Below are 20,928 nucleotides of genomic sequence, written 5' to 3' on the forward strand. Positions count from 1 at the left end.
CACCTGTGGTGGCGTCCTGCGCTGTTCCAGCTGTTCCTGAGCGTTCGCTTGATGGCGCCCCCAGGCCGCGGGCCATTCGCGAGTAGCAGTGCCATCCCGCGTGGTCGCCCGCCATGCTGGGCGACGCCGCTCGCGAGCTTGTCTGCTGGCGCGAACATTGACGCTCTTCGTTCAGTTTATTGTGGCTGTAGTTTACTTCGGAGTACGAACATGTCTACCTTTGCCATCCCTGCCTCCGTGATTGTCGTCGACGTCGGTACTGTTGATCCGCATGAGCGCCATTCAATGGTTTTCGACACGTTTGCGGGACTGGCCCCTGGCCAGGCGCTTGAGCTCGTGTCGGACCACAATCCGGAACCGATACTCGAAGAGTTCGTTGCCGAACTGCCGGACGGGTTCTGGTGGCGGGGTGAAAAGGGTCCCCACGACCTCTGGCGCGTGTTGATTGTCAAACCGGAGACGGCGCTCGATTGACGGCAACGACCATGCGTACCAAAGCCCTGTTGCGATTTGCACCGGCCGCCACAGGCATCGCCGCGGTCCCGCTGCTCGCCTGCGCCGTGCTGACCGGTTTGGCACGCCTTGGCGTGAAGGTGCCGACGTTCGCACTGACACGCGCAGCCTGGCACGACATGCTGATGGTTCCGGTGTTTTTCGGCGCCGTGATCAGTTTGGACCGGACGGTGGCGATAACAGCGGGTGGCGCCTTATCTCGGACCGACGGGCACGGTGGTTGCCGGAGCCGCGCTGCTGGTCGGTGCGCCAGCGCCGGTCGTGCAGGCGTTGCTTGTGATCGCTGCTGGTATCCTGCTGGCTGTCAGCATCAAGCTGGCCTGGCATCAACCCACGTTGTTTCTGGTCGTCCTGGCCGGCGCTGCAGTCTGCTGGGCGGTCGGCAATGGCGTGTGGCTGATCGTCGGTGACATATTGGCCGCAGTACCGTGGTGGCTGTCATTCCTGATACTTACTTTTGCAGGCGCACGCCTCGAACTGACGCGTTTGCTACCCGAATCAAGATGGGGACCGCGACAGTTCGTGATCATCGCCGTGGTCATCCTTGTCAGTGCAACCGGTGCACTGTGGTGGCCCGACGGCTCCTTGGGGTATTCGTACCTTTCGTGCAATTTCTGGCGGTCATCGCTCGTAGAGCCCCGTCCAGAAAGGCTTCTCGTGCTGCAACATTTCCTCGAAACACGAATTCACCAAGTCGTTGATAAATAATAATTTTTAGAGACTAACCGCCAGAAATTGCACGAAAGGTACGAATACCCCGATAGGCAAGCACAAGCCGCACGGCGCGCTCAGCACGGCCTCGATCAACGGTCGCTGAACGTCTGGTCCACAAAGGTACGTAACTGCGACAGGTCGGTTTTTGCGTAGCCGGCGGTCGTTTGCACCGACGCGTGCCCGAGCAGAGCCTGTGCGGCCGGCAATGGTACCTGATGGTCCACCACGAGTTGCCTCGCATAGCCGTGTCGCAGCCAGTGCGGTGATGCCGATCGCAGGCGCGCAGCGCCCGCATGATCGGTTTTCTCGATGCGGTCGGCCGCCGCGATGAAGATTGCCTTCACCTCATCGTAGAGGCCGGAGCTGTGCAGCGAGCCGCCCTTAAGTCCGTGAATCAGCGCCGCGTGCTCATAGGGACTGGGCTGCGGCGGCAGCCCGCGCAGTTGCCGGTACGTTTTCAGGATCGGCACGCAGAGTCCCGGCAACGGAACCGCACGCGTCTTGCGACCCTTGCCCAGCACGTGCAGCGTCCAGCACTCGCCGTCATCAACTTCGAGCTTCGGCAACTGCGCGTCGTCGGACCACACGAGTTCAACCAGGCGCACGCCGGCGTACCGGTACAGCGCCCAGATTGCGCGGCGCCGCGCGACGACCAGCGCGTCATCGTCCTTGAAACCTTCAGCGACCCAGGCGTCGCATGCGGCAAGCAACGCGCCCGGCAGCATCCGTTGCGGTGCGAAGCTCGTGCGCGAACGTCCGCCACGCACGAGCCCTGCAGCCGGATTGGCGGTCAGATAGCCGGTCTCGGTCCAGTAGCGGAACAGGCTCGCGACGACCGCGAGTGCCCGTGCCTGGGTCGCTTCCGCCACCGCCCGGTTGTTGTTGTTGTCGTCGACGGCGTCATAAGCGGGCTTGCGCAATGCCTGCCGGTACGCGAGCAGGTCGTGGCGCGTGAGATCCGACAGCGGACCGAACTGCTGCGCTTCGCACCACGCGACCAGCCGCCGCAGTTCGGTCCGGTATGCACGCAGCGTATGCGGCGAGCGGCTCGCGCGATCGCGCAGGAAGAGCGCGACAGCCTGCGCGTCGTCGCCCACGCCGAGCGTGTTGGTTGCGCTCGCCACATTCGCGAAGCGTCCAGCCCGAGCAAGCCATGCGATCAAGGGTTGCGGCACCGTGACCAGCGCTGTCGTATCCCGTATCGGCTCACCGGTCGCCGCCGGCAACCCGGCTTCGGGTGAGACCTTGAAGCGCCGCCGGTGCGTGTGCAGAACGCGTTGCAGCACCACCTCCGGTGTCGGCGCATCGTCGATGGCCGCGGTGCGTACCCGGCCGCGATCCCAGTACTCGATCACGACCGCGTGATCAAGCAACTGCCGCATGACCGCCGGATGGGCGACCTTCGCGTCGGCGAGCGACGCGTACCGGCCCCTGATCGCTGCCAGGGTCCAGCGCGTGTAGACGACGTGGCCGAGCGTGTCGGCCAGATACGCGAGCGCCGCGCCGGTGTCCGCCGGCAGCCGCCGCGGTGGCGTCATGCCGCCATCGATCCAGTCGGCGGGATTCATTGTTTTGCTCATGATTTCCTGGGCTTCGTCGTGCCGCTCTTCAGGGTGCCCGCGGTACGCCTCGCGGTCGCGAGACCGCTGGATGCCGCTGGTGTACGACGGGCCCCCTGTGCCGATACGATGCGCAGCAGTTCGTCGAGCTGCGCATACTGGCTCGCGTTGATTGCCTTGAGGGCCAGCGCTTCGCCGACCGCCTGCTGGCGGGCCTCGCGCTCGCTCGCGAGGTCGCCTTCGAGCCGTTCGCGTTCGCCGTCAAGCGTGGCAACACGGCGCTCGGCGAACTTGAGTTGCGACGCGGCGTTTGCATGCTCTTTTTTCAGGGCCTCGCGCTGGTGGGCGGTTTCCTGCAGCAACTGTTTCGACAGCGCCTCGTAACGATGTTGCACGTCCGCCAGTGCGCCCGCGTGAGTGCGCTCAACCGTAGCCCGCTCCGCTGTCGCGGCGTCGAGTTGCGCCTGGCGTTCCTGGGCCGTCGCATCGAGTGCCGCGCTCCGGTCGAGCAGCATCGTGTTCTGGGCCCGCAGATCGGCCAGTTCGGTATCGCGTGTGGCGACGGACGCTCGAAGCTCGGTCAGTTCCTGGCGCAGCAGTTCGACGCGCAGTTCGGCATCGGTGCGCGCCGCATCGGCCGCCGCGATCGCCCGCTGTGCCTCGGCCTTCAGGCGCACCACGTCGTCAAGTTGCACGGCGACGGCCGCCTGCCACAGCGCGCGCATCAGCTCGGCGATTTCGACGGGGATGCCGGGCATCGCGATGTCGGCGAGTCCCGCGCGCACGACCTCGGCCTCGATGGCGTTCAGCGTCCGCGCAAGGGTTGCCGGATCGCCCGCACCAAGTCGCGCGCGGAGTTTCCGTACCGACACGACCTTGCGGAAGCGTTCGCCGGTGGGCGGCTCGGCATCGCCAGCCTCGGCGAGCATCGACAGCACGGTGGAGCGGATCTGTTCGGGGGTAACAACGGCCGGACGGGGCATGGCGGGCTCCTGGCGGGAAAAATGATCATTTCCGCCAGATTATTTCACACATGTATAACGCTATAGAACCGCTTCTTTGATGCTGCAAACATAAATATCAAGGATAACTACTATTATCACCGCCAAACACACCCCGTATCGCCCGTCAAGGCATCTGACGCCCGGATAGGGGTCGCTTGAGAAAACGGAAAATAAAGCACGTTTAGCCGGCGACGCCCTGTCGGAAAGGGCGTGGGCTACGGCGCGGCGAACGCTTCGTCCATCTGGCGGGAGCGTTTAGCCTCGTCGCTTAGCAGGTAGATCGAGGTCGTTGCGATAGAGGCGTGGCGCAGGTTGTCCCGCACGGTCGTCAGCTCCGCGCCGCGAGCAAGCGCATGGGTGGCGTGGGTATGGCGCGTCCAGTGGGGGCTGGCGCGATGCAACTTTTCAGCTAGTACGGGATAATCGGTGCCGATGACATCGGCGGCCAGGCGGAAAAAACCGCGCATCACGAACCACAGACGGGAACGGGTGATGCCCGTTGCTCCTTCCCCATCAAAACTCGCCAGTAGCGGGGCTTTCGGATCCCAGCGCCGCGGTGTCACTGGCAGATGCCTCTGGACGAGGTACTGTTCGAGTGCAACGCGCGCGAGTGGCGGCAAAGCCACCTTGCCGGGCTTGCCTCCCTTGCCCACGAGATTGAGCCAGTGGGCACCGCGTTCATCTATCCGGATGTCGCCAAGCCTCGCGCCGACAAGTTCGCTCGCACGCAGACCGGTTGCGTAGGAAAAGTCGAGCAGGAAGCGCAGCCGCTGCGCGGCGGGTGCTTCCCAGCCGTAGGACCATTCCAGTCCGTTGGCGATCGTGCGAAGCAGCCCCCATTCGCCTTCCGTGAAGCCGCGCGCCGTGTCAAGTGGCGCGACACGCGTTTTGCCACGCACCTTGATACCGGCAAACGGATTGGTAAGCACGTAGCGTTGCTCGATCAGCCAGCGAAACAGGGCGCCCAGCACGGAGAGTGCGTAGGCGGTCGAGCGGCCCGACAGGTTTCCAGAGAACGGGCGCCAGTCTGGGGCGCTGCGCGGCCGCGGCGGCCCGACCCACCGCTCGCGCGGACCGGGATGCCGCAGAAAGCTCCGATACGCGATCGCATCCTCTGTTGTGAGCGAGGACAGCGCCCGTCCACGTTCGACGATGGCCCAGAGAATCAGGCGTTCAGCCTCCTTGCGGTAGGCACGCTGCGTGGCAGGAGTTTCGTGCAACGCGAGCCACGCGTGAACCGCGTCATAGTCGTTGTTCGCGTCAAGCGCGCAGGCCCGCCTGGGCGCCCGGAAGCTGCCGTGCGAACCATCCACCTCGTGCGGCACCCTCACCTGCTCCCATGGGACGACGACGCCCGACGTGGTCACGGCAACCAGCGCGTGAGCGCGTTCCGTCAGTTGCGGATGGGCGGCAAAGAATGCCTCGATCTGCCGGGCACTGGTCTGGCCAAGTCCGCGCACCGTGCTCCACCAGCGGCGTCGACGCGGCACCCGCACGGTCAGGTCCGCGAGGGTCGCGATGCCATGCGCACGCAGCACGCGCGCCGCGCGCGGCGTCAGCCACAGGCCGATGTCATCGGCGATCTGCGGTTGTGGCATCGGCAACGCACGCAGGATTTCGATCGCGTGTGCGACCGCGCCTGCCCGGGCGAGCCGGTCACCAACAGGATGTTGCAGCAGATCAGCAAGATCGGCGCGCTGGCGTTCAACGGCAAGGTTGACAAGCTGACGGCGGATCGCGCCGATGATGCCGCGCGCCGATGCGCCCGGCGCGCGTGCGTGAGACAGGTAGCGGTCCACGGCGGCCCGCGAAGACAGGCCGGCATACCAGCCGCGCAGCGCCGCAAGCTGGTCGGCATCCGGAAACGCCAGCGGTTCGGTGGAGGCCGGGTGCGAGGCAGGCCGGGACTGACGCGTTTTCATGTTTGTCAGTTTAGTGCAAAAAGGCATCCATTGCGATAAGAAGGATTATGGCAATGGATCGTATTACACTGCTGTTTTTCTGAACCGTCAGTCCAGTGGAATCGGTGCTGCAACCCGCCGTCAGCGCCATCCCCATCCTCTGTCGAGCCCACCATGCCCCGTCGTTCCATTCTCTCGCCGGCCGAGCGAGACAGCCTGTTTTCGTTCCCTGACAGCCACGATGATCTAATTCGCCACTACACGTTTAGCGAGCAGGACATGTCGCTGATCAGGCAGCATCGAGGAACGGCCAATCGCCTCGGATTTGCCGTCCAGCTCTGCTGCTTGCGTTTTCCGGGCTTCGCTTTGAGCGCTGGTGTCGAGCCTCCGCCCGCGCTGCTGCGGTACGTTGCCGGGCAACTCGGCATTGCACCGTCGCACTGGGAGGCGTACGCGCAGCGGGACCAGACGCGCCGTGAGCATCTGCTCGAACTGCAGGCGGCGCTGCAACTGCGTCCGCTTACGGTGGCCGACTACCGTCCGGCGGTACTGGCACTCGTCGACCTGGCAATGCAGACCGACAAGGGCTTCGTACTCGCGCAGGCGCTGCTCGAATATCTGCGCCGGCAGGCAATCCTGTTGCCGGGTTCGAACGTGATCGAGCGGATCTGTGCTGAAGCGGTCACCCGCGCGACGCGTCGCATCCACGACGTGCTCACGGAATTGCTGTCGGACGGTCACCGGCGAAGACTCGACGAGTTACTGAAGCGTCGGGACGACGGCCGCATGACGTGGCTGGCATGGTTGCGGCTGCCGCCGGGCAAGGCGAGTTCGCGACAGATGCTGCAGCACATCGACCGCCTGAAAATCCTTCACGCCGTCGACCTGCCCGCGGGCCTCGACCGGCTGGTGCACAGAAACCGTTTGCTCAAGATTGCGCGCGAAGGCGCGCAGATGACGCCACACGACCTCGGGAAGTTCGAAACACAGCGCCGTCACGCAACCCTTGCGGCCATCGTCATGGAAGCGACGGCAACAGTCACCGATGAAATCGTCGACCTGCACGACCGCATCATCGGCCGGCTTTTCAATGCCGCGAAAAAGAAACATCAGCAGCAGTTCCACCGCTCGGGCAAGGCGATCAACGACAAGGTGAGACTGTACGGGAAGCTCGGCCGCGCCCTGCTGAAGGCCAGGGAAAATGGCGGCGATGCCTTCAAGGCGATCGAGTCCGTCATGTCGTGGGAGGTATTCACGAAAAGTGTCAGCGAGGCCGAGCAACTGGCCCAGCCCGAAGCGTTCGATTTCCTGCATCAGATCGGCGACCATTACGCGACGCTGCGTCGCTACGTACCGGCTTTCCTCGAAATCCTGAAACTGCGCGCGGCGCCGGCGGCGACCGATGTGCTCAACGCCGTCAACATGATCAAGGCCATGGACAATGATGGCGTGCGCAAGATGCCGGCGGACGCGCCGACCGCCTTCGTCAAGCCGCGGTGGAAACAACTGGTCTTGACCGACACCGGTATTGATCGTCGTTACTACGAGTTGTGTGCGCTGGCCGAGTTGAAGAATGCGCTGCGATCAGGCGACATCTGGGTGCAGGGCTCACGCCAGTTCAAGGACTTCGACGACTATCTGCTTCCGGCGGAAAATTTCCAGGCGATCAGGCGGGACAATGCGCTGCCACTACCCATCACCACCGACTGCGACCGTTACCTGAACGAGCGGCGGCAGTTGCTGGAGGAGCGGCTGGCAACCGTCAACCGGCTCGCGGCCGAAAACGGACTGCCCGATGCGATCATTACGGAATCGGGCCTGAAAATCACGCCACTCGATGCAGCGGTTCCCGAGGCGGCCCAGGCGCTGATCGATCAGACCTCGACCATACTGCCGCGCGTGAAGATCACCGAACTGCTGATGGAGGTCGATGCGTGGACCGGATTCACTCGCCATTTCATGCACCTGAAGACCGGAGAGACCGCAAAAGACAAGACATTGCTGCTCACGACGGTCCTGGCCGATGCGATAAACCTCGGACTGACAAAGATGGCAGAAGCATGCCCGGGGACCACCTACGCGAAACTGTCGTGGCTGCAGGCGTGGCACATCCGTGACGAGACGTATTCGCAGGCGCTGGCCGAACTGGTCAACGCACAGTTCGCCCATCCGTTCGCTACCCATTGGGGTGACGGCAGCACTTCGTCATCGGACGGGCAGCGTTTTCGGGCCGGCGGACGCGCCGAGAGCACCGGACATGTGAACCCGAAGTATGGCGCCGAACCGGGCCGCATGTTCTACACGCACATCTCCGACCAATACGCTCCGTTCTACCCGAACCTCGTGAACGTCGGCGTGCGCGATTCGACCTACGTGCTCGACGGCCTGCTATACCACGAGTCGGATCTGCGCATTCAGGAACATTACACCGACACCAACGGTTTCACCGACCACGTTTTTGCATTGATGCACCTGCTGGGCTTCCGGTTCGCGCCCCGCATCCGCGATCTCCACGACATGAAGCTGTACGTGCCTGGCAGCGTGAAGGACTATCCGGCGCTTCAGTCGATGATTGGTGACGCGTACAACGAGAAGGCAATCCGGCGGAACTGGGACGAGATCCTGCGCCTGGCGACGTCGATCCGGCAGGGTACCGTCACCGCTTCATTGATGCTGCGCAAGCTCGGCAGCTATCCGCGGCAGAACGGCCTCGCCGTTGCGCTACGCGAGATCGGTCGTATCGAGCGTACACTGTTCATCCTCGACTGGCTGCAGAACGTCGAACTGCGCCGCCGCGTTCACGTCGGCCTGAACAAGGGCGAGGCCCGCAATGCACTTGCACGTTCGGTCTTCTTCTACCGGCTTGGCGAAATCCGCGATCGCAGCTTTGAGTCGCAGCGCTACCGTGCAAGTGGCCTGAATCTGGTCACTGCCGCAATCGTTCTGTGGAACACCGTCTACCTCGAACGGGCTGTCCACGCGATGGTCACACGCGGTACCCCGCCCGATGCAGTTTTGTTACCGTATCTCTCACCGCTTGGCTGGGAGCACATCAACCTGACGGGCGATTACGTGTGGCGCGAGGACCAGAACGTGCGGCGCGGTGGATTCCGGCCACTGCGTCCCGCCCGGGACCACTAGCGTTAGCCTTTCCTGGTGGAGTGTTATGCGCGGCAACTGTCCTAAGTAAGCTGGCCGAGCGGTAGCAGTGCGGCCACAAGGAGACAGTCGACCTGGTGACGTAGATCGGTAACCATCTGTCTGCGTCGACTGATCAGGGAGCATCGAACGTGTTGATAGCCTTCGGCGGACTACCGGGCACCGGGAAGACAACAGTAGCGCAAACACTTGCACGCAAGCTCGGTGCCGTTTATCTACGCATAGATACGTTGGAACAGGCGATCAAGGCGTGCGAACGCAGCGATGCGGATATCGGGGCTGCCGGTTATGTGGCCGCATATGCGGTTGCCGGCGATAATTTACGGCTTGGGTTGACTGTCGTCGCGGACTCGGTCAATTCGTTGGAGATTACGCGTAACGCCTGGAGAAATGTGGCGATCAACGCAGGCGCGCGGATTTTCGAGATCGAATTGGTTTGTTCGGATGCTGTAATGCACCGGCATCGGGTAGAGGGGCGAAAGTCCGATATCCCCGATTTTCAATTGCCGACATGGCAGAGCGTGCTCGAACGTCAATACGAGCCATGGGAATCCGCGCACCTCGTCGTCGACACCGCAAAGTCTTCGGTTGAGCAGGCCGTCGAAGGAATCATGCAACGACTGCCGTTGACCCCACTTGGGAATCGGGTCGTTTAGCGCAAAGTACGCCGAACATGCTGGTTGTATGAGGCGACGTTCGACCAATTCCGATCACACATCAGTGAACCAGGATCGCCGACAAACGGGCCGGGGGTACTCAGGTAGACTTCGGTTCTTGCCAACCTCGCGGCGACAACATGGACACCCAGCTTTTGGTCATATGCGGGCTTACATTCGTAATCCATGTGATCGCGACACTTGCGTATGCAGTGCGGATTGCTGGTGTTCGCACGCGCCGCATCGCCGTGTCATTTTCTCTATTCGGGATCATCGCCTTGGTTTCCCGAACGGCAAATTCCTTTCAAGGACCATTCATAGCGAAGCGGGTTGAGCTTGATATTGCTCGTCACATGGAGCATGGTCTGCTCGGCGACTTTCGGCTTTTCCTGCTTACCGCCACGGTGGCAAGCACTGCGGGCGCGTTTCTCATTCCCACGTTCCAGCGTTATTTCAGCCGCGCTGTCGATCACTTTCAAGCAAACCGCTCGATCCCTCGTCTGCTACTCCATATCTTTAGCCGCGGGGGCGTCAGCTATATTCGGCTTGGAGCACGACTTCCGTCCCGGCGCAACGTCACTCAACTGGCAACTGGCGCGGGCGTTTCCTGGAGGGTTATAGGATTGAACGTAATCGCGATGGCGATCTGGACGGTGGGCGTTTTCGCGTCACTATATGCTGGATTCTTGAAACCCGACTTGCGAGTTACATGCGCGAACCTGTCATCCGTTATCAATGGCTTCGCGACCGTGATATTGGCAGTCGTCATCGATCCGCAAGTTTCAGTGATGACGGACGATGTAATCGAAGGTCGGATCTCCGAAAATAGCTTTCGACGGGCCATTACCACTCTCGCGGGCGCACGCGTTCTCGGGACACTATGCGCACAGGCGGTGCTCGTTCCAGCGGCGTTGATCATTGTTCGCATCGCCGAACTCATTTAGCGGCGCGTTTTTTCATTTCGAAGACTCCTTAACGGAGATTTGAGCGATGGCCTCGAAAAGCATCCGCCGGGCAACGGGAGATGACGTACCCGTACTTACACAGATTCGAAACGATGCGCACGCTAGGAAGGTCATGTACGGCGACTATGCGTGGGGGAAGGACGGGGACGGGTTTTCGGAAAACTGGGTACGAAACAATGTCTCTCAAAAGGAAGTGTACGTAGTTGAACTGGAAGGCACTCCAGTGGCAACGTTTTCGCTGGTTCTCGATGAGGACAAGCATTGGGGGCCTAAAGAACCGATTGCCGGTTACGTCCATGGCCTTTCTGTGCGGAAGGACTTTAACGGACGCGGACTCGGCAGCTTTATGCTTGATTGGTGCGGTGACAAGATTAGCGCGTTGAATCGGCGTTTTATTCGACTCGACTGCGCTGTCCACAACGCAAAGCTGTGCGCTTATTACGAGTCGCTTGGATTCATCCGCGTAGGGCAGTACGCCGAGCCAGAAGCCGGCGGCTATGTATGGTCGCTCTACCAGAAAGCAGCGAATCCGTTGCGCGAGCGGCCATCGGCCAGGCTTCTAATAACCACTCCAAAGAGGCGCGTGTTGTTATTCCGTTTCGCCCATAAATCTGGCGCGCTCGCTGGGAAGGCCTATTGGGCAACGCCGGGCGGCGGTGTCGAGCAGGGCGAGACGTTTGCAGACGCGGCGATACGCGAGCTTCGCGAAGAAACAGGCATTCGCAAGGCGCGGTTATCACAGCCGGTGGGACGACGCGAACTGCTCTTGCAGTTGCCGGACGGCGAGCATGTGTTCGCCGTCGAGCAGTATTTCGTCGTGGATACCGACACGGAATCCATTTCACGCGACAGTTGGACCGCCGAAGAGAAGCAAGTGATGGCGGATCATCAATGGTGGAGCCGGGAGGAACTGTCCAGCACCACCGAGACTGTCTATCCTGAAGAACTAATTCAGATGCTCGATAACGCCGGAGTTTTCGCCGCTGAACGCCCGCTATGAAGCAAACCAGACGACCGGAATGGGTCGCGTGCCGCCGACCGCCCTTCGGCGGCTATGCGAGCTGGATATGCGATTTGCGTGAGCTACTGATCGGCCAATTGAGGCGTTCGACACGGCTTTCTGGATCGTCGACAATCGCGAAACCAAGCGGCTTTCAGTTCACGCGACAACGACGATCAACGCCGGGAGCATCCATGCAACGTATCCTAGCAGTAGGCGGTGGCGGCTTCATGATGGAGGACGCGCCATCGCCTATCGACAGGCATATCACTGGCCTCACAGGAAAGGCGCGACCGCGTATCTGCTATGTGGCGACGCCCAGCGGAGACTTGCCCGCGCATCTCGACAAGTTCCACGCCGCGTACGGTGACTTGGGCTGTGAAACGTCTCATCTTGCGTTCTTTCGGCAACCCGACGCGAGGTCAATTCGTGTCTCCGATTTCCGCCCGAGGCTGCTTGAGCAGGACGCTATTTTTGTCGGTGGCGGTAACACCAAGTCTGCACTTGCCGTCTGGCGGGAATGGGGGCTTGATGCGGTTATGCGAGAGGCATGGGAAAGCGGCGTGCTGCTCGCGGGCATGAGTGCAGGCGCAATGTGCTGGTTCGAGGCCGGGCTCACCGATTCGTTCTGGGGCTCAGCGTATCGTCCGCTCGACTGCCTGGGATTACTGCCTGGTGGCTGTGCCGTTCATTACAACAGCGATCCGAAGAGACGGGAGACGTTACATGCGGCGCAACAAGCCCCGTCGATCCCATCTTCGATTGCCATCGATGACTTTGCGGCCGTTATGTACGTGGGCACATCGATCAACAGCGTGTTTTCGTGGCGAACGGGATCGACCGCGTATCAAACCTATCGCGAAGGCGGCACGGTCATTGAGACGGCGTTATCGGCCAAACAGATTAGCCTGTAATGCACACAGTGTAGATTGCACTCCGATGATACAAAGGGCCGCCCAAGCTCAGGCGCAGCCTGTCGCGTTGGGCGGCGGTCGGCCATGAAGGGACGCTCGCTTATGTTTGTCGGACGTCGGCAATGCGGCACATTTGCGACGGCCATCGTTATCTCATGCGACTGCGAAGATGGTGCGACCCTCAACGCTTCACTTTCAAACAATCAGAGTGCCGCACGAGGCCAAAAAAATTGACCTGAGCCTGGGAGAGCGGGTCCGCCGCTCCTTGATCCCGATCTCTCACAGGGTGTCCCGGTTCCACTAGAAGTACGTTCGTATACCCACCCCGAAGGTATTGCCGGAACTTAACGCGGTTGCCCGGTCGTTCAAGTACGCGCCATAAACGTCGGTCCGCTTGGACACGCTGTAGTCGTATCCGATCGACCAGGTGTTTCTGGTGGAGTCGATGCTCCCGACCATTTTCGTGTATGCATAGGATGCGAGGGCCTTGCCCGCACCGAGCGGCACCGACACGCCAACCTGCCCGCCATTACTGTGAGCGCCGACCGGCGCGATGGCATCGTTCATGTACTGATACTGCGCATACAGCTTCGCAAGGCCGAAATCGTACGTGACGCCCAATTGTGCCGCCTGCTGACTGGAGAAGCCCGGCGCGACGGTTCCGAGGTCGTTTGGCGTGAAGTTAAACTTGACCTGCTGGTATGCCGCCATGGCGGCGAACGGTCCGTGCGTATAGCCGACTGTCCCACCCCATTTGTTCTGGCCGGTTTGTCCCGCGGCGTTTCCGAAGGCGTAGATTGCAGTCGCGTTCAGCCCGCTGAAGTCGGGTGTCTGATACTGGATTGAGTTGTTCCAGCCAGAGTCACCCACCAGGCCCTGTCCCTTCAGACCCAGGAACGTATGCAGCACGACTGGCGAGAAATTGTAGGAGTCGACGAAGGGGTTGAACAGCACGGTCGACACGAAATACGGTGTCGTGTGCCGTCCTGCTGTGACCGTGCCATAAAGACTTTCAAGGCCGACGTACGAATTACGGGAGAAGAAGGCATCCCCCTTGTAGGCGCCGTATTGACCGTTGTTGGCGGAGAAAAAGCCTTCTATCGAGAAAATCGCCTTGAGGTTATTCCCGAGGTCTTCCTGTCCTTTCAAACCCCAATATGACGTTTGCATGCCACCGCCGCTTACGCCCCAGGCTCGCTCGGCACCCGGCAACTCCTTTGCGCCTATCCACTGGTCCACTTGCCCGAACAATGTGACGCTTGACTGCGCGAAGGCTTGTGTTGCGCCTAATCCGGACGAGGCGGCCACGGCAGTTCCGATTGACAATAATCCCCAAATTTTCATTTTAGTAGTCCTATTTTATGTGGGTAGATGTGGTGAATTCGTCAGCGCCTACCAACGCTGGCTTATAGAAAACCGTGAGGGTTACCTTTGCTGCGTCAGTCAGGCTCGCTTGCGGCCGACGCCAATTTGCATCAGGTCTTCGCCGATGATGAGCTGGCCGGAAAACTTGCGTTGCGCTCGCATCAGATTTGTCCGTGGAGCGTGGCCTGGGGCGATGTGAGACAACACCAACGTCTTCGCGCCGGCGGCTTCGGCAACCTTGCCCACATCGTCGATGGATGTATGTGAGCTGAGCAGGTGCTGCCTGAAGGCGGCTTCCTTTTCTCCCACGGGTGGCGGAAACAGCGCGTCAACCCATGTGGTGTCGATGACTTCGTGGACGAGCACGTCACTATTGCGTGCGAGCCTGACCAGGTTCTCGCATGGCGACGTATCGCCGGAGAACGTCACAGAGCCGTCGTCTGTGTCAAAGCGGAACGCGAACGCAGGCCAGATTGGAAAGTGATTTACCAGCGTAGCTGTGACACGGACGCGTTCGTCCTCGTGGACCAGGAATGGCTCCATCTTTGGAACCGGCGTCTCGTTGGGGCTTCTGAAACCATTGACCGGCGGGATGGCGATGTCGTGGACTTGCATCAGGGTGCGCAAATCCGGGCGATGAGCATCGCGGAGGCGGTCGTTGATGTCGAGCGCGTATGCCTGATAGAGGTAGTTGGTCATATCGACCGTGCCTGGCGTCGGGTTCTCCGGGTTGACGATTGGAGGAGGCGCGGATGCCGGCTGCCCTGGGACGTTGAAAATCGGTTCCATCTGACCGCGTCGGCCGGGACCATAAATCTGGACTGGCTGCTTTACACCTGCCAGACCGTCGTACCAACCGTACAGAAACAGGTTGAAGTAATCGATTGTGTGGTCTGAGTGAAGGTGTGTGAGAAAGATGCCACGCAGGTTTTCCATTCCCGTCATGCCTGACACGGTGTTGATGGGACCGAGTTCGGCTTGCTTGTAGCGCTTGCCGACGCCATCGCCACAGTCGACGACATAAACTGCGTCGCCCACGACGAGCGCAGAAGAGATACCCTCGCGGTCACAGTTCGGCCACCAGACGGGACCTCCTGCCGTACCTAGAAGCACCAGGCGTGTGTCGTGGCTTTGCGCCTTGGCGCGGGATTCAGCCATCGCCTGATTACGCTGGTCTACTTCAGCTCCGCTCGCCGGCACGCCCATTAGCAGCGGCAGTCCGGCGCCAGCCATTTTCCAGCCCGCGCCCAGAAAGCCGCGTCGCGACATGCCCAGCTCAAGGGCCTTGCCAATGCAATCACACATCTCCGTCTGCCTCAGATGTTTGAACGAGCACAGTCTCACCGCGCGGAGCGCGGTGACCCGGCTTCATTTTTTTTGGGAACAAACAGCCGGGACTGGAGCGGACGTCCCGGCTGCACTTCAATGGACTTCGGCGTCCATGGCCTTCTTGACGCCTTCATCCCTCATCGGCTCGTTGCCGCCAGTGACGTGGATAGCACCTTCTGGGGCCTTCATGTCATAGCAACTCTTGATAAGCTCGCCATCTTTCATGACCAGGGAAATCTTCGCGGGGTCCTGCAGCACCTTCAGGTCTTCGAGCGGGTTACCGTCGACCAGCACGATGTCTGCGTAATAGCCCTCGGCCAGTTTTCCGATGCTCTCCGGCTGCATCATCAGTTCGCCGCCGAGTTGCGTCGCTGACAGGAGTGCTTCCTTCGGCGTCATGCCAATGTATTTGACGAAGTATTCGAGGTCGCGAGAGTTGGTACCATGCGGCATCCATGCGAAGCCGTAGTCGCCGCCAGGCAGGATCCTGATGCCTCGCTTGTGCATCTTGGTCAGCGTTTCGGCTGCAACCTCCAGCTCACGTGCATAGCCCATCTTTGTCGCGACTTCCTGGGAGATGCCCCACTTCTCGGCGTGGTAGAGCGTGCTGACAAGCCAGCCGATTCCAGGAGCCACGAAGTGCTGATCCTTGTTCGCTTCCAGCATGTCCAACGCTTCTTCATCCGCGAAGCTCGCGTGGAATACCAGTTCGAGACCATGACGCACGCACTGCTTGACTGACTCGCTAGAGCGGGCGTGCGCTGCCACGCGTTTGCCGGCACGTTTGGCTTCCGCCGCCAGCATCGCGATTTCTTCCTCGGAGAACGGAGAAGCTTCTGCCGGGATGCCTGCGATGTATTCGCCAGACAGGTTGATTTTCAGATGGTCGACGCCGTATTTGATGAACATACGGGCCGCGCGCCGGACTTCTTCCGGGCCGCTCACCACCTCGCCGAAGTTCAGTTCACGGAACGGCAGGTGGGGCAACGTGTTGTCACCGAGGCCACCGAGGGTCGTAATTTCCTGGCTGCCAGCGAGATAACGCGGTCCGGGGAATTCGCCCGCATTGATGGCGTTACGCAACACGACATCGAGACGAGCCTTGGCAGCCGCCGCACCGAGCGCAGACGTGAAGCCCATTTCCAGGTAGCGCTTGGCCACCCTGACGCACCACAGGATGTGCTCCTCTGGCGGCATGAACTGAATGGCTGACAGCGAAGGCTGGTCATTCCACGAGAAGTGCGTATGCGCTTCGGTCATGCCCGGCATGATGAAACGCCCGCGACCGTCGATGGTATGCGCACCGCTTGCATTCACGCTGTCGCCGTTCTTCGCTACCTTGGTAATCCGGTTTTTTTCGACCAGAATTTCACCGATGTACGGGTCTGCGCCAGTGCCGTCGAAAATGTTGACGTTGGTAAAAGCGATTCTGTTCATGTCTCCTCCGATAGGTGGGGGACTTACTGCATTGACTTATAAAATGCCTTGAGCTCATCGGCGCATTCGGCGGGCTTTTCGAAGGTCGTCCAGTGGCCGCAGCCGGAGAGGACCGTGACCTTGCTGCCCGCGATGCGCTCGCCGATTGCCTTCACGGCGACCGGTTGACCGACACCGTCTTCATCGCCAGTGACCAGCAACGTGGGCGCTGAAATCTTTTCGACCTCGGCCGCCTGTGCGCCAGCCAGTGCTTCGCAGCTTTGCGCATAGCCTTCCGGCGACTGACGCATCACGCTTTCGCGTACGAGAGCGATGGTGACCGGGCGCTGCGCCTTCGTTTCAGCGCTCGTCGCGCCCTTGACGATAGCGTCGGCAATTTCCTGCACGCCTGCGATTCCCTTTTCGCGAGACAGGGCCGCTCGCGCCTGAATGCCGGGGCGACCTTGCTCTGGAGGCGCCAGCAACGGCCCGAAAAGGGCAAGACTCTTTACCAGTTCGGGATGTCTGATGGCCAGGTGTTGCGCGACGATGGTGCCCATCGAGTGCGCAACGACGTGCGCTTTCGAGACGCCCAATTCACCCAGCACACCAGCGAGCGTATCGACGTAAAGGTCGATGGACAATCGTTCGGAAGGGAGCACCGAGCGGGCGCTGCCGGGCAATTCGGGACGAACGACTTTCATGCCTTCGAACGCTGAAAGAACCGGCGTCCAGTTGTTCGACGAACCGCCGAGGCCGTGAATACACACAACAGCCTGTCCATCGCCCTCGACTTCTACCGCGACGTTCCTGATTACGTGTGTGGTCATTCGCCCACCTCGTTTTCCAGCACGCCGACGTTTTCAATTTCAATGCGAATGACGTCGCCCTTCTGAAGGAACTTCGGCGGATTGAAGCCGATACCAACGCCGGCCGGTGTGCCAGTCGCAATCACGTCGCCGGGTTGCAGTTCAATGCCTGCCGACAGCGTTTCGATAAGCGTCGGAATGTCGAAAATCAGTTGTTTGGTGTTCGAGTTCTGACGCAACTCGCCGTTGACCCAGCACTTCACGTCGATGTTCTGGCCGTCCACTTCGTCAGCGGTCACGAGGTACGGACCCATCGGGCAAAAGCCGTCGAGCGATTTGCCGATGAACCATTGGCGATGGAGCTTCTGCAGGTCGCGTGCGGTGAAGTCATTGATAACCGTGTAGCCGAAGACGTAGTCCATCGCGTCGGCCTTCTTGATGCCGCGCCCCGCCTTGCCAATAACGACACCGAGTTCTGCTTCGTAGTCGAGCTGGCTGGTCACATCGGCGTGGCGTGGAATCTTCACGCCTGGGCCGATGACCGTGCTGGCCGGCTTTGTAAAGACAACAGGTGCTTGAGGGGCGTGTTCGCCGTCCTTGGCGCTGCTGTCGAAGCCCGACTTCTGGAATTCAGCCGCGTGCTCGTGATAGTTCTTGCCCACGCAGAAGATGTTCCGACGCGGCTGGTCGATAGGCGCCAGCACTGTTGCTTCGCTAAGGGCACGGCCCTCTCCGCGAGGCCGGAGGTCGCCTTTGAATTCGCCAAAGGACTGGACCAATTGGACCATGTCTCCATGGAATTCCGGGACCAGCGCGGACACGGGCCAGAACACCGATTTATCAGTGTCCACGATAGCGATCAGTGCGGCGCCGTCTACGCGGAGGTTTGCAAGTTTCATAAAAAAGCTCCTGAGTAAGTCCAATTGGTTTGCGTAGGACGTACTGTAGAACCAAATTGGACGATTAACAAGTGAGGGTTAACCAATATCGCTACCAATTGGTACTTCTCATGGTATGATTCGCTCAATGGATATGGGGAGCATCACGATGGGCGATGTAGAGGCAAAGAGCCCTGTACGGGCGGTTGGCGCAAAGGCGCTGGCGGCATATCTTCAGGACGAGATTGCGTCCGGTCGCATGCGTGACGGGGTCAAACTTCCCGCTGAACGCCAGTTGAGCGAGCAATTCGGTGCGTCGCGTGGAGCGGTCAGGCGCGTTTTGCAGGACCTGAAGGATCGTGGCCTCATTACGCAGGCCGTAGGGAGCGGAACCTTTGTGCTTCCCGGCGCGGCGAAAGCGTTGCCGGCGCCGGAAATCGTCATTGACGAGCTTTCCGAGACGCAGACGAGCCCGGCTGAGTTGATGGAGGCCCGGCTCCTCATCGAACCGTTGATGCCGAAGCTCATTGCACGCAACGCGACGTCATCGGACTTCGCGCGGATGATGGAATGCATCGAGCGGTCGGAAGCGGCGCAGACAGTGGAAGAATTTGAGCATTGGGATGGCGAGTTGCATCGCACGTTCGCTCTAGCGACTCATAACTCGTTCTTCCTCAAAGTCCTTGAGCTGACCAATCGCGTTCGCGAGCAGGGCGAATGGGGGCGGCTGAAGCGCCACTCGCTCACGCCAGAGCGGCGCAAGGAATACGAAGCGCAGCATCGGGCAATTGTCGAAGCATTACGCGACCGCGATGCTGAGCAGGCTGGCGAGGTCTTGACAGGGCATCTGCGTCAGATTCAGCGCAACTTGTTCGGTATCTGACGGCCTTAGCCAAGCAAGCGGGCGCAAGCCGAGGGGTGCCACGCCTCATGCTCTAGCGGTGTCGAGGCTCTGTAATTCACCTGGCTAGAACTGATGGGCCACTCACGTCGGCGGCCGTCTGCAGTACGTCAGTTATCCGCCGTTCGTGCGGTCAACCTGAAGGACCGCAACGGGTCGTCTGGCGACGTTCGCCCGCCGCTAACGTGCTTTATTTTCCGTTTTCTCAAGCGACCCCGGATAAGCCTCGTCAGACCGTTTCTTAGGTAACGCAGAAAGACCAGACAGCAAGTATCTGATTTTATTGAATATAATATTGGGGGCTGACCGCTATCACTTGTCGCGCCTGGATCGCGCTATCGTCGTAATCTGCATTGAAATCACGGGGATGCCTGCTGCTGCCCCTTGCTCTGCCAGAGCTTCATCGCGGTGAAGCCTGCGCTGTCGACGGCAAAGTCGAGCTCCTCGATGTCGCTGGCCTGCGGCAAGTGAAAGCGACGAGTGGCCGGATTCCAGAACGCGTTAGCGCTCACCATTACCGGATAGTCGTTGTTGAAAGCGTGGAAGGCGAGCTTCCCGCCTCGATGCGGCAGGCCGACGCGCATCACGAGGCCCGGCTCCGGCCTCGCGTTGCGCTGGTCGACCGGCATGTTGCGGATGGACATGCCGGCCTCCCCTACTCAGTGACGCGTTGCAGGCCCGCAGACAGGCTGCGGACGGCTGCGGCGAGATCGCCCTTCTCCCACGAGTCGAGAACGGCTTGTGCGGCTTCTACGAGGCCGCCAAGCGCCTCAGCGTGCTTCACGGCAAGGCAGAACAGTGCGGCGCATGCCTCGCTCTCTGCGTCGCCGTGCGGGCCGAACGGTGCGACCAAGCTGGTGTCGTGGAACACGGCGACGTGCTTGCCGTCGTTGCCGTCGTAGGTCTGCCCGCTCAGCGTGCCCGTGATCGAGCCTTCCCAAATGCCGATGCCGACCTGGCCGTCGATCTTGCTGGCCAGCGTGCGCATCGCGGCCGCTGCGTCGGCCGCCGTCATCGCACGGATCTTCACGCAATCGAGGAGGTTGCTCATGCCGGCACCTCCTCGAGCACTTCGGCACGTTGACGGGTGACGATGACGACCGGCACCGGCAGGACGTGCTCGTCGAGGATCAGCAGCGCCTTGCGCTGAGAGAACTCGCGGGAGGCGAGTCCCTTCTTCGCGTACAGCGATTGAATGGACGACTGGACGGATTGCACCGTGCGATCGTTGCACGGAACCAGCAGGCTTTCGCCGTAGCCGAGCTCGGCGAGGGCCATGCCCTTCTGCACCGGAAACTTGATGTGCATGGTTGCTCCTAGACGTGGGTGTTGCAGGAACCGATCGCATCGGTAGCCGCCAATGCGATCAGTGAAGTTTTTGTCTGGTTAGCACCAGACGACGCGGCCGTAATCGACCGTGCGGCGGTAGTAGTTGCGACCGTTCCACGGCGTGTACGTGTACTCCATGTACGCGCAACTTAGGACTACGATCCAATGATGCAGTGTGAACAGACTCGCGCTCATGCCAATGCTCCTAGACGGGACGGTGAACGACGTAGCCGGGGACTGGTAGCCGCCAGTGGTTCCGGCCGGGATGCGGTGAGGCGTGGCCGTCACTGCATGGGATCTATTATAGTCTGCTTACGTACATACGTAAATACGTAATTGCGTAAATATTTGGATGGGTGTTGAGGCATGTCAGACGGTCAAGGGGACGCCCGGAAGCCGCAGCGGAGCGCAGAGCTGGCCGCAGGCCAGGTCGAGCACCGAACGGGTGAGGACGGCAGCGCAGCGGCCCTTGACGGGCTGGCGTGCCGGGATAGACGCTCCAGTCGAGGGTGTGGG

Annotated in this window: 20 protein-coding genes; 8 read left to right on the top strand and 12 right to left on the bottom strand. The window is 60.8% G+C overall.

What is annotated here, in order from left to right:
• Nucleotides 1-210 precede the first annotated feature (210 nt).
• Together BFE01S_RS34595 and BFE01S_RS42185 are read left to right on the top strand one after the other, a co-directional pair.
• Complete coding sequence (locus BFE01S_RS34595) at nucleotides 211-474, top strand: DUF2249 domain-containing protein (protein ID WP_042339755.1); 264 nt, start codon at nucleotides 211-213, stop codon at nucleotides 472-474.
• Nucleotides 475-699: 225 nt separating this feature from the next.
• Nucleotides 700-1,221 (top strand): hypothetical protein, encoded by a 522-nt coding sequence (locus BFE01S_RS42185; protein WP_156967267.1) that lies wholly within the window; start codon nucleotides 700-702, stop codon nucleotides 1,219-1,221.
• A 95-nt stretch (nucleotides 1,222-1,316) separates the two neighbouring features.
• Here BFE01S_RS42185 and BFE01S_RS34605 read toward each other — a convergent pair whose 3' ends face one another.
• From BFE01S_RS34605 to BFE01S_RS34615, 3 genes are all read right to left on the bottom strand, one after another.
• Nucleotides 1,317-2,795 (bottom strand): tyrosine-type recombinase/integrase, encoded by a 1,479-nt coding sequence (locus tag BFE01S_RS34605; protein WP_028229428.1) that lies wholly within the window; start codon nucleotides 2,793-2,795, stop codon nucleotides 1,317-1,319.
• Between the two features lie 8 nt (nucleotides 2,796-2,803).
• Nucleotides 2,804-3,769 (bottom strand): DNA-binding protein, encoded by a 966-nt coding sequence (locus tag BFE01S_RS34610; RefSeq protein ID WP_028229429.1) that lies wholly within the window; start codon nucleotides 3,767-3,769, stop codon nucleotides 2,804-2,806.
• Nucleotides 3,770-4,005: 236 nt separating this feature from the next.
• Entirely contained in the window at nucleotides 4,006-5,712 is a 1,707-nt protein-coding gene (locus BFE01S_RS34615) for a phage integrase family protein (protein ID WP_028229430.1), read from the bottom strand.
• 153 nt (nucleotides 5,713-5,865) lie between these two features.
• Between BFE01S_RS34615 and BFE01S_RS34625 the strand changes: the two genes are divergently transcribed.
• The 5 genes from BFE01S_RS34625 to BFE01S_RS34650 all read left to right on the top strand — a co-directional run bounded on the left by BFE01S_RS34625 (nucleotide 5,866) and on the right by BFE01S_RS34650 (nucleotide 12,385).
• Complete coding sequence (locus tag BFE01S_RS34625; protein WP_028229431.1) at nucleotides 5,866-8,832, top strand: Tn3 family transposase; 2,967 nt, start codon at nucleotides 5,866-5,868, stop codon at nucleotides 8,830-8,832.
• A gap of 149 nt (nucleotides 8,833-8,981) precedes the next feature.
• The gene (locus BFE01S_RS34630) at nucleotides 8,982-9,506 is read left to right on the top strand and encodes an AAA family ATPase (protein ID WP_042339757.1); all 525 of its coding nucleotides are present in this window, start codon (nucleotides 8,982-8,984) and stop codon (nucleotides 9,504-9,506) included.
• Nucleotides 9,507-9,646: 140 nt separating this feature from the next.
• Nucleotides 9,647-10,450 carry a lipid II flippase Amj family protein gene (locus tag BFE01S_RS34635; RefSeq protein WP_028229433.1) on the top strand — a complete coding sequence of 268 codons (804 nt, stop codon included), beginning with the start codon at nucleotides 9,647-9,649 and terminating at the stop codon, nucleotides 10,448-10,450.
• A 133-nt stretch (nucleotides 10,451-10,583) separates the two neighbouring features.
• On the top strand, nucleotides 10,584-11,471 hold the full coding sequence (locus tag BFE01S_RS46695) for a bifunctional GNAT family N-acetyltransferase/NUDIX hydrolase (RefSeq protein ID WP_245621273.1): 888 nt from the start codon (nucleotides 10,584-10,586) through the stop codon (nucleotides 11,469-11,471).
• 194 nt (nucleotides 11,472-11,665) lie between these two features.
• Complete coding sequence (locus tag BFE01S_RS34650; RefSeq protein ID WP_028229434.1) at nucleotides 11,666-12,385, top strand: Type 1 glutamine amidotransferase-like domain-containing protein; 720 nt, start codon at nucleotides 11,666-11,668, stop codon at nucleotides 12,383-12,385.
• Nucleotides 12,386-12,685: 300 nt separating this feature from the next.
• Here the strand turns inward: BFE01S_RS34650 and BFE01S_RS34655 are convergent, their stop codons facing one another.
• The 5 genes from BFE01S_RS34655 to BFE01S_RS34675 all read right to left on the bottom strand — a co-directional run bounded on the left by BFE01S_RS34655 (nucleotide 12,686) and on the right by BFE01S_RS34675 (nucleotide 18,203).
• A complete protein-coding gene (locus BFE01S_RS34655) occupies nucleotides 12,686-13,729 on the bottom strand; it encodes a porin (protein ID WP_028229435.1) in 1,044 nt (347 codons plus the stop codon).
• 99 nt (nucleotides 13,730-13,828) lie between these two features.
• Complete coding sequence (locus BFE01S_RS34660; RefSeq protein ID WP_245621274.1) at nucleotides 13,829-15,019, bottom strand: MBL fold metallo-hydrolase; 1,191 nt, start codon at nucleotides 15,017-15,019, stop codon at nucleotides 13,829-13,831.
• 153 nt (nucleotides 15,020-15,172) lie between these two features.
• Nucleotides 15,173-16,516, bottom strand: a complete 1,344-nt coding sequence (locus BFE01S_RS34665) for a metal-dependent hydrolase family protein (RefSeq protein ID WP_028229437.1) — start codon at nucleotides 16,514-16,516, stop codon at nucleotides 15,173-15,175.
• A gap of 23 nt (nucleotides 16,517-16,539) precedes the next feature.
• Entirely contained in the window at nucleotides 16,540-17,325 is a 786-nt protein-coding gene (locus BFE01S_RS34670) for an alpha/beta fold hydrolase (protein WP_028229438.1), read from the bottom strand.
• The gene (locus tag BFE01S_RS34675; RefSeq protein ID WP_028229439.1) at nucleotides 17,322-18,203 is read right to left on the bottom strand and encodes a fumarylacetoacetate hydrolase family protein; all 882 of its coding nucleotides are present in this window, start codon (nucleotides 18,201-18,203) and stop codon (nucleotides 17,322-17,324) included. The genes BFE01S_RS34670 and BFE01S_RS34675 overlap by 4 nt, the downstream gene beginning before the upstream one ends.
• Before the next feature lie 148 nt (nucleotides 18,204-18,351).
• Between BFE01S_RS34675 and BFE01S_RS34680 the strand changes: the two genes are divergently transcribed.
• Complete coding sequence (locus BFE01S_RS34680) at nucleotides 18,352-19,065, top strand: FadR/GntR family transcriptional regulator (RefSeq protein WP_028229440.1); 714 nt, start codon at nucleotides 18,352-18,354, stop codon at nucleotides 19,063-19,065.
• A 377-nt stretch (nucleotides 19,066-19,442) separates the two neighbouring features.
• Here BFE01S_RS34680 and BFE01S_RS34685 read toward each other — a convergent pair whose 3' ends face one another.
• The 4 genes from BFE01S_RS34685 to BFE01S_RS45255 form a co-directional block, all read right to left on the bottom strand.
• Nucleotides 19,443-19,727 carry a hypothetical protein gene (locus BFE01S_RS34685; RefSeq protein WP_028229441.1) on the bottom strand — a complete coding sequence of 95 codons (285 nt, stop codon included), beginning with the start codon at nucleotides 19,725-19,727 and terminating at the stop codon, nucleotides 19,443-19,445.
• 11 nt (nucleotides 19,728-19,738) lie between these two features.
• The gene (locus BFE01S_RS34690; protein ID WP_028229442.1) at nucleotides 19,739-20,134 is read right to left on the bottom strand and encodes a hypothetical protein; all 396 of its coding nucleotides are present in this window, start codon (nucleotides 20,132-20,134) and stop codon (nucleotides 19,739-19,741) included.
• Nucleotides 20,131-20,391, bottom strand: coding sequence for a hypothetical protein (locus BFE01S_RS34695; protein WP_008344351.1), 261 nt, complete (start codon nucleotides 20,389-20,391; stop codon nucleotides 20,131-20,133). The genes BFE01S_RS34690 and BFE01S_RS34695 overlap by 4 nt, the downstream gene beginning before the upstream one ends.
• 78 nt (nucleotides 20,392-20,469) lie before the next feature.
• On the bottom strand, nucleotides 20,470-20,607 hold the full coding sequence (locus BFE01S_RS45255; protein ID WP_007183045.1) for a hypothetical protein: 138 nt from the start codon (nucleotides 20,605-20,607) through the stop codon (nucleotides 20,470-20,472).
• Between the last annotated feature and the right edge of the window lie 321 nt (nucleotides 20,608-20,928).

Origin of the sequence: Paraburkholderia ferrariae NBRC 106233, assembly GCF_000685035.1 — a bacterium.
Classification (GTDB): Bacteria; Pseudomonadota; Gammaproteobacteria; order Burkholderiales; family Burkholderiaceae; genus Paraburkholderia; species Paraburkholderia ferrariae.